Origin of the sequence: Nonomuraea sp. NPDC050310, from assembly GCF_040655795.1 — a bacterium.
In the GTDB taxonomy this organism is placed as follows: domain Bacteria; phylum Actinomycetota; class Actinomycetes; order Streptosporangiales; family Streptosporangiaceae; genus Nonomuraea.
On the sequence record NZ_JBFAKP010000004.1, the window covers coordinates 124,620 to 139,453 of the forward strand.

The window sequence follows — 14,834 nt, forward strand, 5'->3', positions numbered from 1 at the left end:
CGCTAGCCGCCCTGCGCGGACGGCAGCACGCCGAGCGGCAGCGGGGCGGGCGGCACGGCGTCGGGGATGCCCGGCGCCGGTCCGGCCGCCGCGTCCGGCGTCTCGGGCAGTTCGCTCGCCGGTCCGCCGCCGGGCAGGCCGAGAGCGGTGAGGATCATCGGGAACGAGCTCGCGAACGCGCGGTTCCAGGCCGGCCAGGAGGCGGGCCTGGCCGGGCTGAGCGTGTGCTCGATGCCCAGGGCGCCCAGCCGCCGGCTGATCGCCCCGGCCCCCTCCCCGGCCAGATAGACGCCCAGCCCGCGCAGCCGGGGCGCCAGGACCAGCGGATCGCCGCCCGTTCCCGGGCCGGTCAGAGGTCCGCCGTAGGCTCCGGCGAAGCGGAACAACGCGGGTACCGCCGTCGCGTACGCCAGGGCCCCGTAGCCGCCCTCGCCCTGCCCGGCGACCGCCCGGCGGCGACCGGCTCGATACTCCCGCTCCAGCAGCCGGCGCAGCTCGCGGGTGTGGAAGGCGGCCCATCGCGCGTCGGCGTAGGAGGCGTCCCGGCCGGCGTCCGGCATGACCACGATCGCCTCGACGCCCTCGGTCATCGCCGCGACGTCGCTCATCCTGGTCCAGGCCGTGTAGTTGTCCGCGCGGCCGTGCAGTAGGTAGAGCACGGGCCAGGTGCGGATCCGGTCGGTCTTGCTCCAGCCGGGCGGCAGCAGCAGCCGGACCGGGACCAGGCGGCCGGTGGCGGGGGAGGAGACCAGCAGGTCCAGCATGCGCGGCCCGGTCCAGCGCTCGCGCACGACGCTTGCCGTACCGGGGAGGGCGGGCCGGCCCGGGGTGAAGCGCGGGTCACCGTCGTTGGGCGGCACCGCGGCCGGCGGCGCGGCGCTGGGCCGCGGCGAGGCCGGAGGGGGAGGGTCGGCGAGTGCGGGCAGGCCGGTCAACGCCAGGCACGCCGCACCCGCCAGGGACAGCAGGACACGCACCAACGGTCACCAGTCGAGGAAGTTGCCCAGCTCCTGCTGGTTGATGAGTCCGTCCCCGTCGAGGTCGAGCTGCTTGACGGCGGCCTCGGCCCGCTCCATGGTGATCGGCTGGCCCAGCACCTCCATCAGGCGCACCAGCTCGGCGGGGGAGATCAGGCCGTCGTTGTCGACGTCGATCAGCTTGAACGTGACCTCGTAGTCGCTCATAGGTAGGCACCCTAGTGCCGAAAGCGGTCAGGTGTAATAGGACACATGCTCATCGCATCAGCGCCTAATTTGCGCGATATCGGGGGACACCGCACGACCGATGGTGGAAAGGTGCGAACCGGGCTGGCCTACCGATCGGGGGCGCTCAACCTGCTGGGCCCCGACGACCAGCGGCAACTGCTCGAAGCCGGGGTCCGCCGCGTCTGCGACCTGCGCACCGCCACCGAGCGCACCGACGGGCCCGACCTGCTGCCCGAGGGCGTCGACTACCTCGTCTGCGACGTCCAGCGCTCCGGCGGCCACGGGGCCGACATCGCCGCGCTCTTCTCCGCGCCGGAGGGGGCGGAGGCGCTCAGCTCGCCCGAATCGGCCGAACGGTTCCTCACCGAGGTCTACCGGGCCTTCGTCACGACCACCGACGCCCACGACGCCTACCGCGACCTGTTCCGCGCGCTCGGCGAGCCCGGCACCCTGATGCACTGCACCGCGGGCAAGGACCGCACGGGCTGGGGCGCGGCGGTGCTGCTCACCCTGCTGGGCGTCGACCGGGCCACGGTCACGACCGACTACCTGGCCAGCAACGAGCACCTGGCCGCCTCCTACGCCGGGATCTACGACCTGGTGCCCGAGCCGGAGGTGGTCCGGCCGCTGCTGGAGGTACGGCAGGTCTACCTCGACGCGGCCTTCGACACCGCCGCCCAGTTCTACGGCGGCGTCGAAGGCTACGCCCGCGAGGCACTCGGGCTCGCGGAGGCCGACCTGGCCGCCCTCCGCGAGCTCTACCTGGACTAGACGACCGCTCCCGGCCGCACCTTCTCGCGGGGGCGGACGGGCGCGGGCTCCTTCGCCCTGGCCTCCAGCTCGATCGCCATCGGCCCGGCGACGAAGCACGACGACAGCGTGCCGGTCACGATGCCGATCAGCAGGGCGATGGCGAAGTCGCGCAAGGAGTCGCCGCCCAGCACGGCCAGCGCCGCCAGGATGAACAACGCGCCCAGGCCGGTGTTCACCGTGCGCGGCACGGTCTGCAGGATCGCGGTGTTCACCACCCGGCGGAACGGCTCCTTGCCCGAGCGCAGCTCACGGACCCGGTCGAACACCACCACCTTGTCGTTGACCGAGTAGCCGATCACGGTCAGCATGGCCGCCAGGAAGACGCCGTCGATCGGCTTGCCCAGCCAGGCGAACGCGCCGAGCACCACGGCCGCGTCCACGAACAACGCGGTCACCGCCGCCGTGGCCAGCGTCCACCGGAAGCGGATCGCCAGGTAGAGCAGCTGCGCGGCCAGCGCCACGCCCAGCGCGATGAGCGCGCCCTGCCGCAGTTCGGCGCCCAGGGACGGGCCGATCAGCTCGTCGCGCACCTTCGGGCCGAGCGCCTCGCCGATCCTGGCCGCCTCGTCCGAGCCCAGCTCGCCGGTCCGTACGGTGATCCGGCCCTCGGCCGCCTGCACCACCGCGTTCGGGAAGCCCACGTCGCTCACCGCCTGCCGGGCGGCGTCCGCGCTCTGGGCGGTCGCGAACTCCATCACCCGGCCGCCGGTGAACTCTACGCCGAAGTTGAGCCCGCGCACCGCGAGCCCGGCGAAGGCGACCACCAGCATCAGCCCGGCCACCCCCAGCCAGAGCCGGCCGCGCCGCAACACGAACGGATTCCGCGCGGCCAGCCAGGTCCGCAACCGGCCGGGCGAGGCGAGGCCCGACCAGCGCGCCGGCATCCGGCCCGCGGCCCACTGCGCCAGCACGCGGGTGATCACCATCGCGGACACCAGCGACGCCAGCACGCCCAGGGAGAGCGTCACGCCGAAGCCCTTCACCGGGCCGGAGGCCAGCCAGAACAGCAGACCCGCGGAGAGCAGCGTGGTCACGCCCGAGTCGGCGATGGCGCTCCACGCCTTGCCGAAACCGCGGTCCAGGGCGCGGCGCAGGCCCGCCTTGCCGTACTCCTCCCTGGCCCGCTCGAAGACCAGCACGTTGGCGTCGACGGCCATGCCGATCGCCAGCACGAACCCGGCCAGACCCGGCAGGGTCAGCGTGGCCCCGAGCGCGACGAGCGCGGCGTAGGAGAGCAGCCCGTAGACGCCCAGCGCGATCGCGGCCAGCAACCCGGTCAGCCGGTAGACGAGCACGATGAACAACGCGGTGAGCGCCAGGCCGATCACCCCGGCCTGCGCGCTCGCCTCGATCGCGGCGGCGCCCAGCGTCGGGCCGACCGTGCGCTGCTCGACGATCTCCAGCGGCACCGGGAGCGCGCCGCCCTTGATCAGGACGGCCAGCTCCTCGGCCTGCTGCGCGGTGAACTGCCCGGTGATCGTGGTCGCGCCGCCCGCCTGGCCGGCCCGGCAGGGCGTGTCCGTCCCGACCATCGGCGAGGAGATCACCTCACCGTCCAGGACGATCGCCACCCGGCGCTCCGGCGCCTCGTACGGCTGGCAGGCCGCCTCGCCGGTGAGCCGCTGCCAGGGCCCCGGCTCGCGGAAGTCGACCGTGACGAACCAGCCCGGGCCGCGCTGCGGATCGGTGCGAGCCTCGGCCCCGGTCACCCCGTCGCCCGAGATCACCGCCGGACCGGCCGACAGCGGCCGGCCGTCCTCGTCGGTCAGCGCCTGCCCGCCGGAGGCGAGCACCGGGTGGAAGGACAACTGCGCGGTCTTGCCGATGACCTCGGCCGCCTCGCGCGGGTCGAGCACGCCGGGCAGCTCGACGATGATGCGCCGCTCGCCGGACCGCACGAGCGTGGGGTCGGCGACGCCGAGCGCGTCGGCCCGCCGGGCCAGCACGTCACGGGCCCGGTCGACCGCCTCCGCGTCGGCGCCGTCCTGCGCCTCGAAGACGATCTGGGTGCCGCCGCGCAGGTCCAGCCCTAGGCGCGGCGACATGGTGAATGCGACGAACAACGAAAGGGCGGTGACGGCAAGCGCCATCACCGCACGCCAAACAGACATGCGAAAGCCTCCACATGATCAGGAAAGGAAAAGACGCCGGATCAGGCGGAGGCGGGCGGGGCTCGGGCGGGGCTGGCCAGGCGGTCGGCCATCACCGGGGTGGCGGGTCGCTCCGCCGTACCGGTGGAGACCGGGAGGGCCGGCGACGGCGGGCCGGCGGCGGGGACGGCGGCGAAGCCCGCCTGCGGGCCCGCCTTGGTCCCCGGCTGCGCGGTCATCGGGACCTGCGTCGCCTGGCGGTGCTGGGCGCCGTCCTGGACGGCGGTCTGGGCCGTCGGGGCGAACGCGGCGGCGGGCGGATGGACGCCCGTGCCGAAGAAGATGGAGGACAGCAGAAGGACCAGCGCCGCGGGCAGTCTGATCCTCACGCGTTCACCGTACCCGTGTTCGGGGTAGCGGGTGCCCTATGCCGCGCTACGGGCTTCATGCTTCCCACGAACAGGTAAAGCCGAAACACCTGCTGGACGCCGTGATCGCGGCGGAGCAGGCGGGCTTTTCGGCTTTCATGTCCTCCGACCACTTCTCTCCCTGGAGCGCCAGGCAGGGGGAGTCCGGCTTCGCCTGGTCCTGGCTGGGCGCCGCCCTGGCCAGCACCTCGCTGCCCGCGGGGGTGGTGACCGCGCCCGGGCAGCGCTACCACCCGGCGATCACCGCGCAGGCCATCGGCACGCTGGCCGCCATGTTCCCCGGCCGCTTCTGGGCCGCGCTGGGCAGCGGCGAGGCCTCCAACGAGCACATCACCGGCGACCGCTGGCCGCCGAAGGCCGAACGCAACGCCCGGCTGCTGGAGTGCGTCGAGATCATCCGGGCGCTCCTCGCCGGCGAGGAGGTCACCCACCACGGGCTGGTCACCGTCGACCGCGCCCGCCTCTGGACCCTGCCCGACGAGCCGCCGCTCCTGGTCGGCGCCGCGGTCAGCGAGGAGACCGCGCGCTGGTGCGCGCAGTGGGCCGACGGCCTCATCACCGTCGGCGGGCCCAAGGCCGCCGACGTCCTGCGCGCCTACCGCGAGGCCGGCGGCCGCGGACCCGCGCGGGTGCAGGTGCACCTGAGCTGGGCGCCGACCCAGGAGGAGGCGGTACGGCTGGCGCACGAGCAGTGGCGGTCCAACGTCTTCCCGCCGCCGGCGTGCTGGGACATCGACAGCGTCGAGGTGTTCGACGCCGTCTCCGCCGGGGTGAGCGAGGCCCAGGTGGCCGAGGTCGTCCAGATTTCCAGCGATATTTCACACCATCGGGAGATGCTGGAGCAGTATCGCGACTTTGAGGAGATCTTCCTCCACCACGTCGGGCAGGAACAGCTTGCCTTCGTCGAAGCCTTCGCGGAGATCGTCAAATGAGACTCACCCAAACCTCTGACCTGTGGTGGAAGAACGCCGTCGTCTACTGCCTCGACGTCGAGACCTTCAAGGACGGCAACGACGACGGCATCGGCGACTTCCGCGGCCTCACCCAGCAGATCGACTACCTCGCCGGACTAGGCGTCACCTGCCTGTGGCTGATGCCGTTCTTCCCCACGCCCAACCGCGACGACGGCTACGACATCACCGACTTCTACTCCATCGACCCCCGCCTGGGCACGCTCGGCGACTTCGTGGAGTTCATGCGCACCGCCAAGGACCGCGGCCTGCGCGTCATCGCCGACCTCGTGGTCAACCACACCTCCGACCAGCACCCCTGGTTCAAGCAGGCGCGCTCCTCCAAGGACAACCCGTTCCGCGACTGGTACGTCTGGTCCGACACCCCCGAGCCGGACGACCCGAAGCAGGTCGTCTTCCCCGACAAGGAGAACTCCTTCTGGGAGCTCGACAAGGACAGCGGCCAGTACTACCTGCACAGCTTCTACAAGCACCAGCCCGACCTGAACGTCGGCAACCCCCAGGTGCGCGACGAGATCACCCGCATCCTCGGCTTCTGGATGGAACTCGGGCTGTCCGGCTTCCGGGTCGACGCCGTGCCGTTCCTCATCCAGAACGTCAGCCCCAAGCTGCCCGACCCGCACGACTTCCTGGCCGACCTGCGCGCCTTCATGAGCCGCCGCGAAGGCAGCTCCATCCTGCTCGGCGAGGTCAACGTCCCCTACGACGAGGCCCTGACCTACTTCGGCGACGGCAACGGCACCGAACTGACCATGTGCTTCGACTTCATCGCCATGCAACGCGCCTGGCTGTCCCTGGCCCGCTCCGAGGCCGAGCCGCTGGCCAGCGCGCTCCGCGAGCGCCCCAAACCGCCCAAGGACTGCCAGTGGGCGATGTTCCTCCGCAACCACGACGAGCTCACCCTCGACAAGCTCACCGACGAGGAACGCCAGGAGGTCTTCGACGCCTTCGGACCCTCGCCCGACATGCAGATCTACGGACGCGGCCTCCGACGCCGCCTGCCCACCATGCTCGGCGGCGACCTGCGGCGCATCAAGATGGCCTACAGCCTGCTCTTCTCCCTGCCCGGCACCCCCGTCATCTTCTACGGCGAGGAGATCGGACTCGGCGAGAACCTCGAAGCCGAAGGCCGCATGGCCGTCCGCATCCCCATGCAGTGGGCGCCCGAAGGCGGCTTCAGCAAGGCCGAACCCGACCGCGAGATGCCCGGCGGCGCCTACGCCCCCGAACGCATCAACGTCGCCGCCCAGAAACGCGACGGCGACTCCCTGCTGCGCTGGTTCCAGCTCCTCATCGAGCGCTACCGCGAATGCCCCGAACTCGCCTGGGGCGAGAAACGCGTCCTCGACTGCGACCACCCCGCCGTGCTCGCCCACCGCTGCGACGCCGACGGCGCCACCGTCCTGGTCGTCCACAACCTGTCCGACACCGCCGCCGACATCGAGCTCACCCTCGAAGGGCTGGCCCACTGCCGGCTCACCGACCTGCTGACCGACGCCGTCTTCGACGTCGGCGAGGACGAGCGGGTGGAGCTTCCGCTCGACCCGCACGGCTCCCGATGGCTGAGAGCATCCGCCCCTGACGTCCCCCCAGAGGATGCTTCGGTGAAATCTCAGTGATCACATCGAATCCACATTCCGGGTGATTTCACGGCGCGAGAGCTGCTTTAACCTCACGGCATGACCCCCGCGAGACCCGCGTGTTGAGACAACGGGTGCTGAGACACCGCGTCTTGACTCACCCCGTCCTGAGACACCGCGTACCCCCCACGCCGCTCGACTGGACGATCGCCGTGGCCGTCCTGGTCTTCGCCCTGGCCGAAGAACTCGGCGACGGCGGAGGCCGCCCGTTATGGCTGGCCGCCGCGGTGACCGCCGGTGTCCTCGTGCTGGTACGGCGGCGCCTGCCCGCCACCGTGCTCGCGGTCTACAGCGCCCAGTTCCCCGTCACGCTCTACTTCGGGAACGGCGTGCCGGCGGCCTGGGGCTGGTACGTCGAGCTGCTCCTGCTGTTCACCCTCATGGCGGAGGCCGCCTTCCCCAGCAGGCGGCTCCTGCTCGGCCTGGGCTGCGGGGCCTTCGCCATGGTCAGCCTGTTCGTCTTCAGCCCCACACCCATCGCGGTGGGCGACGTCACCATCGCCTTCTTCATGGCCGCCATCGCCTGCGGGGCGGGCGTCGCCGTACGCCGCCACCAGGAGACCGCGCTCGCCGCCCACGAACGAGGCGAACTCCTCGCCCGCCAGGCCGTCGTCGAGGAACGCAACCGCATCGCCCGCGAACTCCACGACATCGTCGCGCACAGCGTCAGCGTCATGACCATGCAGGCGGGGGCGGTCCGGCTCATGCTCAAGAAGGAGCAGTCCACCGAGCGGGAAACCCTCACCCTCGTCGAGGGCGCCGGCCGGGAGGCGGTCGAAGAGCTCCGCCGTATGCTCGGCCTGCTCCGCACCCCCGGCGACGACGAGCGCACCCCGCAGCCCGGCCTCGAACGCCTGGAGGAACTCGTCGAGCAGATGTGCATCGCCGGCCTCGACGTCCACCTCATCGTCCACGGCCACCCCGTGCCCCTCTCCCCGGGACTGGGGCTGTCGGTCTACCGCATCGTCCAGGAGTCGTTGACCAACACCCTCAAACACGCCGGCCCCACCAAGGCCACCGTCACCCTCTCCTACCGGCCGCGCGAACTCCGGGTGGACATCGAGGACGAAGGCCTCACCGGCAAGCCCGGCCCGCCGGGGCACGGCCTTATCGGCATGCGGGAACGTGTCGCCCTCTTCCACGGCCGCCTCACCGCCGGCCCCGCTCCCCAGGGTGGGTACAGCGTCCGGGTGGACTTGCCCCTCTGACTACAGGGTCCTTCGTTTTGAGCGCGCAACTACTCGGACCTTCGCTCTGGGCGCGCTTCGCGCGTTTCGGCTTGGGCTCCTCTCATGGGGGAGCCGAGCTCCCCCAGACCCCCTAGCCGGGGGCCTCCCGGCCCCCGGACCCCCGTGTCTTGGGCGGTCTCTGGATGGGGGGCGTTGGAGTGGCCGGACTGGATGGTCGAGACGAGGGCTGTTGGGCTGTGGGAGGGTTTGGCCGAAGTGAGATTCACCCTGCGATAGCCGTCGGGAGGTGGCAGGTGGCGGGTCACCGGTTGTCGAGGTGTGCAGCGGCCGTCATGGCGGCCGTCGCAGCACTGGCCGCCTCTGGATGTGGAACACCAGCCCGTACCACGGCACCTAAGTCCGCCACACCGGAAGCGTCCTCGTCGCGCTCACTGGAACTGGAGATCACGCGACGGGAGGAGAAGGACGACACCCCCAACCCCGGATCGGGCCCGGGTGACCCCCGGCTGGCGAAGGCCCTGCTCGCTCGCTTCCAGGATGCGCAGGAGCGCCCGGGCCTGCCGGGAGCCGTCGTTGCGCTGCCGGTGACCGACCTGGAGTCGCTCTTCATACCGTTGCGCCAGCACAGCACCGCCTTCTTGGAACGGGAGGAGTGCCACAAATGGACCATCGGGCTGTGGTTCGAGGTCCTGCAGCGGTACAACACCCCCGGCGTGCAGATGGCCGTCACGACCCTCAGCGAACGCGACTCCGTGGCAGGGCTGCAAGAAAGGCCCGAGGCGGCAGTCTTCAGTGAGGCGATCATCACCGGTCCCCGCGCCATGTTGGACCGTCTCGGCGATCCGACCCTGCCTGCGGCATGTCGCCACCTGTCCGACGCCGCGGTCGGAACGGGGAGCATCCAGCCGCTGGCCGTTCCACCCCTGGGCGAGCGCTCCTGGGCCTATCGGGTCACCGGCAGCGGGGAGGTCCCGATCTGGCACTGGGTGGCGGTGATCCAAACCTCCCGCTACGTGCTGGAGATCCGGATCCCGAACCAGCAACCGAGCCCGCGTGTCGATCCCGCCGTGCTCCTGCCGCACATCGCCCAGGAGGCTTACACCAAGGCGGAGGCGGCATACCGCTAGCTGCCGCACCGCGCCATCGGTGTCTGGGCACACCGATAGCGCATCAAAAGGGCGGCATCCTACGGTGCTCGCGTCCCGGACGTTCCTACCTGAGGAGTGCTTCATCCATGCGAGTTCCGTTCATCGGCGTATCCGCCCTGGCCTTGGCGGCGGCGCTCCTGACGCCCGGTGCGGCGAGCGCCGCCGTCAACCCGGACGACCCCACGACGCTGGGATCGGGTGGCTGCTACTCGGTGTCGGTCACCCGGCAGGACCGCGTCGCCGTGGCCTACATCAACCTCAACGGCTGTAAGCCCAAGCACGCCATCCGGGCCGTCATGATGTGCATCCACGTGAGCATCCCGCAGAAGTACTACGGCCCCTGGAAGCGCAACGCGGGAGAGTTCAGCGCCACGAACTGCCCCACCGGGTCCAAGGTCGCGCGCTATGGCTACCAGTACGGGAGTGGAAGCGGCCCCATCCACTGGAACTAGTGCTCCCACCGGTGCGGGCGAACGTACCGCGCGCGACTGGCCTCGCCTGAGAGCGGATGGTCGAACGAACCAGCGGCAGGTGCGAGAGAGTGAACGGACGAGGATTGACGCCGTCACCGAGCGGGTCCTGCCCTCGTGGCCAGGTCTACACGGGGTCGGACGCTTCGACGACGGTGACCTGCCAGGGCAACACGTCGAGCACGGGAGCCCACCGCTCGCGGTCCAGCGTGAGGATGGGGAAGTCCAGGTAGCGGCTCACCGCGACGACGTGGGACGCGGACAGGTCAGGGGCGTCGCCCAAGTGCTCGGCGATGGCGGCGATGCGGAGGGTGTGGTCCAGGTTGGCCACCACGTCCAGCAGGACGTTGGGCAGGTTCTCCACCAAGCCGTTGAGCGTGTCCTGCTGGCGGGGGCTGAGGCCGGCCTGGGCGTGCGCGAGCGTGACGGCGGGGACGCTCATGCGTTCGGCGGCGAAGTCCAAGGCGGCGACCAGGTTGGCCGTCATGTCGTCCCCGCGCGCCAGCTCACGCAGGAACAGGTCGTCCAGGACGTAACCGCTCACGTGCCGTCCTCGTCGAGGCGGTTCTGCCGGAGCAGGCTCAGGCTGTCGAAGATGCGCTTGGCCCGGGCCACCGCCTCGGGGTTGCCCGCCGCCTCGGCCAGGCGGCGTTCGGCGGCTTCGCGTCGCCGGTGGACGGTGGCCTGGTGAGCGTCGTAGAGGAACTCGAGCGCTTCGGCGGCGGTGACGGTGCGTCCGCGCTCGCGGGTGAGATCGGCGACGACCTGGTTGAGCTGGTCGCGGACGCGCTCGGGGACCTTGATGCTCGTCATCGGCTCAGGCATACCAGAATTCTACCGTGGTAGAGCTGAAGTATGCGGATCAGCTTGAAGTTCCGGGCAGGCGCGAGGTGCCTGCCCGGAAGTGGCGGGAGCCGCCGTCTAGCGCGTGCGTGGCACCAGGCGCAGCACGATCGCTGCTGCGGTCAGGCACACCACCCCCGCGACCGCCATGCCGGCCGAAGGGCCGGTGGCGGCCATGACGCCGGTGGCTGCTGCCAGGGTGAGGGTTTCCAGGCTGATCCGGGCGGTGTTGAACAGTGCCGCGCCGGCTCCGCCTCGGTCGGAGGGGACGTGCTTGAGGGCCTGGCCGTCTGGCACGCCTTCGGTGAGGCCGAGGACGGCACCGGCGACTGCGGCGGCGATCAGGAGGGCGGCGAGGTGGGTGGTGAACAGGAGCAGGGCGGACGCGGCTGCGCCGGCGAGGAGGGCGCCGGTGACCAGCTGACGGGCCCAGCGCCGGGCCAGGCGGGAGGCGATGAGCGGCAGCAGGGTGGACGGCACCGTGAGCAGGCTGAGGATGAGGGCGGCCTCGCCTGGACCCACCCGCTCGGCGGCGCCCAGTTGGGGGAGTACGGCCAGGCCGACTACGAGGAGGCCCATGAAGGCGCCGGTGGCCACCGCGTAGGCCCGGTAGGCCGGGATGCGGAGGAGGTCGAGCGGGATGGCCGGGTGTTCGGCTCGGCGCTCGACGCGGACGAGGAGCAGTGCGGTGATGAAGGCGAGGAGTAGAAGGAGGCCCGGCACCCACCAGGGGATTCCGGAGCCCAGGCCCAGGCCGAGGGCGGTGACGACGGCCGAGATGGTGACACCGAAGAGCACTGCGCCGGCCAGGTCGTAATCGCCACGAGCACGGGGGGTCCGGAGGCCGGGGAGGCCGAGGGTGGTCAGGGCGGCCAAGGCGGCGACTGCGCCGGGGACGACGAAGACGAGGGGCCAGCCGCCCAGGGCCATCAGGCCTTGGGCGACGAGGGGGCCCATGGCCAGGCCGCCGCCCATGACCGCGCCGATGTAGCCGTAGACGCGGCGGCGGTCCTCGGGCGGGTAGACGGCCAGGACCATCGACGAGGCGCCTGCGGCGCACATCGCCGCTCCGAAGCCGGCGACCGTACGGAGGGCCACCAGGGAGAGCAGGTCGGGGGCGAAGGCGGAGGCCGCGCCGGTGGCTGCGACCACGAGGTTGCCCAGGGCGAAGAAGCGGGTGCGGGCGGTGCGGTCGGCCATGGTGCCGGCGAGGAGCAGGGCTGCGGCGAAGATGCCGTTGTAGGCGAGCACGATCCACGGCCCCAGGGCGGTTGGACCGGGCAGGTGGCGGGTGACGTCGGGGACGACGGCGGTGGCGCCGGTGATGGCCAGCGGGAAGACGGCGTCAGAGACGAGGGCGGCCCACAGGACACGCCGACGGTGACGTCGGGACAAGGTGAACACGGAGTGCGCTCCGGAAAGAGGAGTTCCGAGCGCCACGGGGGCGCTCCTGGCCAGAGGTCAGGAGCGACGGCGAGTGTCTGGTTTTCGCGCCGCCGCTCTCAGCGACGGCGCACCTTGTCCGTTTTCGGCACGCGGACACGGTAGCAGCTCTCGGGAGCCGCCTTCATCGGGGTTTTCGGGCGCGAGAGCTCATGAGGGCCCGGAGGAGGTCTCGAAGGCGCTGGCGAGGAGGGGGATCGGGTCGGCGGGGAGGTCGTGTCCCGATCGGGCGGTGGGCCAGGTGGAGAAGCCGTCGTCGGGCCAGCGCGGGATCACGTGGAAGTGCAGGTGGAAGACCGACTGCTCCGAGCCTGGGCCGCTGGCGTGGAGGAGGTTGACGCCGCTGGCGCCCAGGCGGGTGCGCATGGCGTGGGCGACCTGCTGGGTGAGGGCCATGGTGGCGGCCAGCGCGGGCGCGGGGATGTCGAAGAGGTCGGCGTGGTGGGCGACCGGGATGACGAGGGTGTGCCCCGGCGCGATGGAGTCCAGGGGGGCGAACGCGCAGGCCTCGGGGGTGCGGGCGACCCAGCGGGCGGTGTCGCGGTGGAGCAGGTCGCAGAAGACGCAGGTCATGAATCAACGATCCCAGACTTGAAGTTCGTGACACGAACCAATATGGTTCGTAACGCGAACAAATTGGTTCGTGAGGCGAACTTACGCACAAATGGAGAAGTGATCATGAGTCGCAAAGTTGTCGTCGTGGGTGGCGGGTACGGTGGGGCCGCGGTGGCCAAGGCGCTGGATGCGGAGGCCGAGGTGGTCCTGATCGACCCCAGGGACGCCTTCGTCAACTCGGCCGGTTCGCTGCGCGCCCTCGCCCAGCCGGACTGGGCGGGTGCGATGTTCTTCCCCTACGACCAGTGGCTGAAGCGCGGCACGGTGGTACGGGACCGGGTGGTCGCGGCGGACCCCGAGGGGGTCACGCTGGCGTCCGGGCAGCGGGTCGAGGCCGACTACCTGGTCCTGGCCACCGGTTCCAGCTACAGCTACCCGGCCAAGCCCGCCTCCGACTCCACCGAAGCGGCCCTGGAGGACCTGCGCGAGACGCACAAGGAACTGGCCGGGGCGGAGCGGGTGCTGATCCTGGGCGCGGGGCCGGTCGGCATCGAGCTGGCCGGCGAGATCAAGGAGGTCTGGCCGCACAAGCACGTGACGCTCGTGGACCCGGCGCCCAGCCTGCTGGCCGCCTTCCCGGAGGAGATGCGCCAGGACCTACGCCGCCAGCTCGACGAACAGGGGATCGAGCTGCGGCTGGGCCACGGCCTGGCGACGCCGCCGCCGATCCCGGCCGGTCGGGCGGGCGGGTTCACGGTCACGACCACCGCGGGGGAGGAGATCGCGGCGGACATCTGGTTCCAGGCGTACGGCGTGCGGACCAACAGCGACTACCTCGCCGACGGCAGGCTGACCACGCGCACGCCGCTGGGGCAGGTGCCGGTGACCGAGACGCTCAACGTCGCCGGCCACGACCACGTCTACGCGGTCGGCGACCTGACCGATGTCCCGGAGGCCAAGATGGCCGGGTACGCGATGCAGCACGCCGAGGTGGTGGCCGCGAACATCCTGGCCCAGCTCCGCGGCGAGCGCCCGGCGGCGACCTATCGGCCGCTGCCGTACCCGATGATCCTGCTCCCGCTGGGGCCGCGCGGCGGGGTCGGCCAGTTGCCCGGCCCGGACGGGCCTTCCGTGGTCCCGGCCGAGACGGTCTCCGCCTACAAGGGCGCCGACCTGTTCACCGGCCGCTTCACCCAGGAGTACGGCGGAGCCGCCTGACCCGCCCGAGGAGTGCCCCGAAAACGAGCCCTACGGCTGGCGCAACCCCGCGGTGAGCAAGTGCCCGCTCACTCCCAGCAGGGACGGCACCGACTCCATAGCCCGCTGCGCGTCGAGGGCCTGAGCCCGCCGCTCCGGATCGTCGAGCCACTCGTTGACCGGCGTGTACAGCCAGAGCGTCCCCTCCAGCCCGTACTGCGTGACCCCGCCCAGCCCCGCCTCGGCGAACTCCACAGGCACCTCCTCCGGCGAGTGGAAGTACGCCACGAACCCGCCGGGCGAGCGCATGGCCCCGGTGTCCGCGGCCGAGCGAGCGGCCACCCGTTCGACCTCGGTGAAGTAGGAGCCGGTCCGGAGCGTGTCGTGCACCCCGGCGAACCGGTTGATCGTCGCCGCCGCGACCACCCCGCCCGGCCGTACCACCCGATGGGCCTCGGCCAGCGCCCGCACCCGGTCGGCACGGTCGGCGAGGTGGTACAGCGGCCCCAGGAGCAGGGCCGCGTCGACGCTGCCGTCGGGCACGGGCAGGTCTCGCGCGTCACCCAGCCGCGCGGTCACGCCGGGCAGCTCGGCGGCCCGCTCCACGTGCAGGGGCACCGGGTCGAGCAGCTCCACCTCGTACCCGTCGGCGGCCAGCCATTCGGCGTGCACGCCGGTGCCGCCGCCGACGTCGAGCACCCGGGCCGGCGCGGGCGGCAGCACCCGGCGCAACACGTCCTGCGTGCGCCAGAACTCCAACCGGCCGTGGCCCTCGCGCAGCCGGGTGTGCTCACGGTCCTGGGCGTAGTAGGCGAGCAAGGTTTCGCGAGTCACCGTCATG

General features: G+C 71.6%; 16 protein-coding genes. 7 read left to right on the forward strand and 9 right to left on the reverse strand.

Annotation, left to right across the window (positions count from 1 at the left end; genetic code table 11):
• Window positions 1-2 precede the first annotated feature (2 nt).
• Window positions 3-977: an alpha/beta hydrolase-fold protein gene (locus tag AB0I67_RS13510; RefSeq protein ID WP_357922518.1), complete on the reverse strand. Its 975-nt coding sequence runs from the start codon at window positions 975-977 to the stop codon at window positions 3-5.
• A 6-nt stretch (window positions 978-983) separates the two neighbouring features.
• Window positions 984-1,184, reverse strand: coding sequence for an EF-hand domain-containing protein (locus tag AB0I67_RS13515; RefSeq protein ID WP_357922521.1), 201 nt, complete (start codon window positions 1,182-1,184; stop codon window positions 984-986).
• A gap of 45 nt (window positions 1,185-1,229) precedes the next feature.
• Between AB0I67_RS13515 and AB0I67_RS13520 the strand changes: the two genes are divergently transcribed.
• Window positions 1,230-1,976 carry a tyrosine-protein phosphatase gene (locus tag AB0I67_RS13520; RefSeq protein WP_357922524.1) on the forward strand — a complete coding sequence of 249 codons (747 nt, stop codon included), beginning with the start codon at window positions 1,230-1,232 and terminating at the stop codon, window positions 1,974-1,976.
• Here the strand turns inward: AB0I67_RS13520 and secD are convergent.
• Together secD and AB0I67_RS13530 are read right to left on the reverse strand one after the other, a co-directional pair.
• Window positions 1,973-4,129 (reverse strand): protein translocase subunit SecD, encoded by a 2,157-nt coding sequence (secD, locus tag AB0I67_RS13525; RefSeq protein ID WP_357922527.1) that lies wholly within the window; start codon window positions 4,127-4,129, stop codon window positions 1,973-1,975. The genes AB0I67_RS13520 and secD overlap by 4 nt on opposite strands.
• 41 nt (window positions 4,130-4,170) lie before the next feature.
• Window positions 4,171-4,497: a hypothetical protein gene (locus tag AB0I67_RS13530; protein ID WP_357922530.1), complete on the reverse strand. Its 327-nt coding sequence runs from the start codon at window positions 4,495-4,497 to the stop codon at window positions 4,171-4,173.
• Window positions 4,498-4,535: 38 nt separating this feature from the next.
• Here AB0I67_RS13530 and AB0I67_RS13535 point away from each other — a divergent pair, with 38 nt between their 5' ends.
• From AB0I67_RS13535 to AB0I67_RS13555, 5 genes are all read left to right on the forward strand, one after another.
• Window positions 4,536-5,468, forward strand: coding sequence for a TIGR03885 family FMN-dependent LLM class oxidoreductase (locus AB0I67_RS13535; RefSeq protein ID WP_357922532.1), 933 nt, complete (start codon window positions 4,536-4,538; stop codon window positions 5,466-5,468).
• A complete protein-coding gene (locus AB0I67_RS13540; protein ID WP_357922534.1) occupies window positions 5,465-7,126 on the forward strand; it encodes an alpha-amylase family protein in 1,662 nt (553 codons plus the stop codon). The genes AB0I67_RS13535 and AB0I67_RS13540 overlap by 4 nt, the downstream gene beginning before the upstream one ends.
• 113 nt (window positions 7,127-7,239) lie before the next feature.
• Window positions 7,240-8,355 carry a sensor histidine kinase gene (locus AB0I67_RS13545; RefSeq protein WP_357922537.1) on the forward strand — a complete coding sequence of 372 codons (1,116 nt, stop codon included), beginning with the start codon at window positions 7,240-7,242 and terminating at the stop codon, window positions 8,353-8,355.
• A gap of 314 nt (window positions 8,356-8,669) precedes the next feature.
• Window positions 8,670-9,464 carry a hypothetical protein gene (locus AB0I67_RS13550; protein ID WP_357922540.1) on the forward strand — a complete coding sequence of 265 codons (795 nt, stop codon included), beginning with the start codon at window positions 8,670-8,672 and terminating at the stop codon, window positions 9,462-9,464.
• Between the two features lie 107 nt (window positions 9,465-9,571).
• Window positions 9,572-9,937 (forward strand): hypothetical protein, encoded by a 366-nt coding sequence (locus tag AB0I67_RS13555; protein WP_357922542.1) that lies wholly within the window; start codon window positions 9,572-9,574, stop codon window positions 9,935-9,937.
• Window positions 9,938-10,082: 145 nt separating this feature from the next.
• On the opposite strand, the gene AB0I67_RS13560 is transcribed toward AB0I67_RS13555, so the two are convergent.
• From AB0I67_RS13560 to AB0I67_RS13575, 4 genes are all read right to left on the reverse strand, one after another.
• A complete protein-coding gene (locus AB0I67_RS13560; RefSeq protein WP_357922545.1) occupies window positions 10,083-10,499 on the reverse strand; it encodes a hypothetical protein in 417 nt (138 codons plus the stop codon).
• Window positions 10,496-10,780 (reverse strand): hypothetical protein, encoded by a 285-nt coding sequence (locus AB0I67_RS13565; RefSeq protein ID WP_357922548.1) that lies wholly within the window; start codon window positions 10,778-10,780, stop codon window positions 10,496-10,498. Before AB0I67_RS13565 ends, AB0I67_RS13560 begins: the two co-directional genes overlap by 4 nt.
• Before the next feature lie 96 nt (window positions 10,781-10,876).
• Window positions 10,877-12,202 carry an MFS transporter gene (locus AB0I67_RS13570; RefSeq protein WP_357922551.1) on the reverse strand — a complete coding sequence of 442 codons (1,326 nt, stop codon included), beginning with the start codon at window positions 12,200-12,202 and terminating at the stop codon, window positions 10,877-10,879.
• 189 nt (window positions 12,203-12,391) lie between these two features.
• Window positions 12,392-12,814: an HIT family protein gene (locus tag AB0I67_RS13575; protein ID WP_357922554.1), complete on the reverse strand. Its 423-nt coding sequence runs from the start codon at window positions 12,812-12,814 to the stop codon at window positions 12,392-12,394.
• 105 nt (window positions 12,815-12,919) lie between these two features.
• On the opposite strand from AB0I67_RS13575, the gene AB0I67_RS13580 reads away from it, so the two are divergent.
• Window positions 12,920-14,014, forward strand: coding sequence for an FAD-dependent oxidoreductase (locus AB0I67_RS13580; RefSeq protein WP_357922557.1), 1,095 nt, complete (start codon window positions 12,920-12,922; stop codon window positions 14,012-14,014).
• A gap of 30 nt (window positions 14,015-14,044) precedes the next feature.
• Here the strand turns inward: AB0I67_RS13580 and AB0I67_RS13585 are convergent, their stop codons facing one another.
• Window positions 14,045-14,827, reverse strand: coding sequence for a class I SAM-dependent methyltransferase (locus AB0I67_RS13585; protein ID WP_357922559.1), 783 nt, complete (start codon window positions 14,825-14,827; stop codon window positions 14,045-14,047).
• Window positions 14,828-14,834 lie beyond the last annotated feature (7 nt).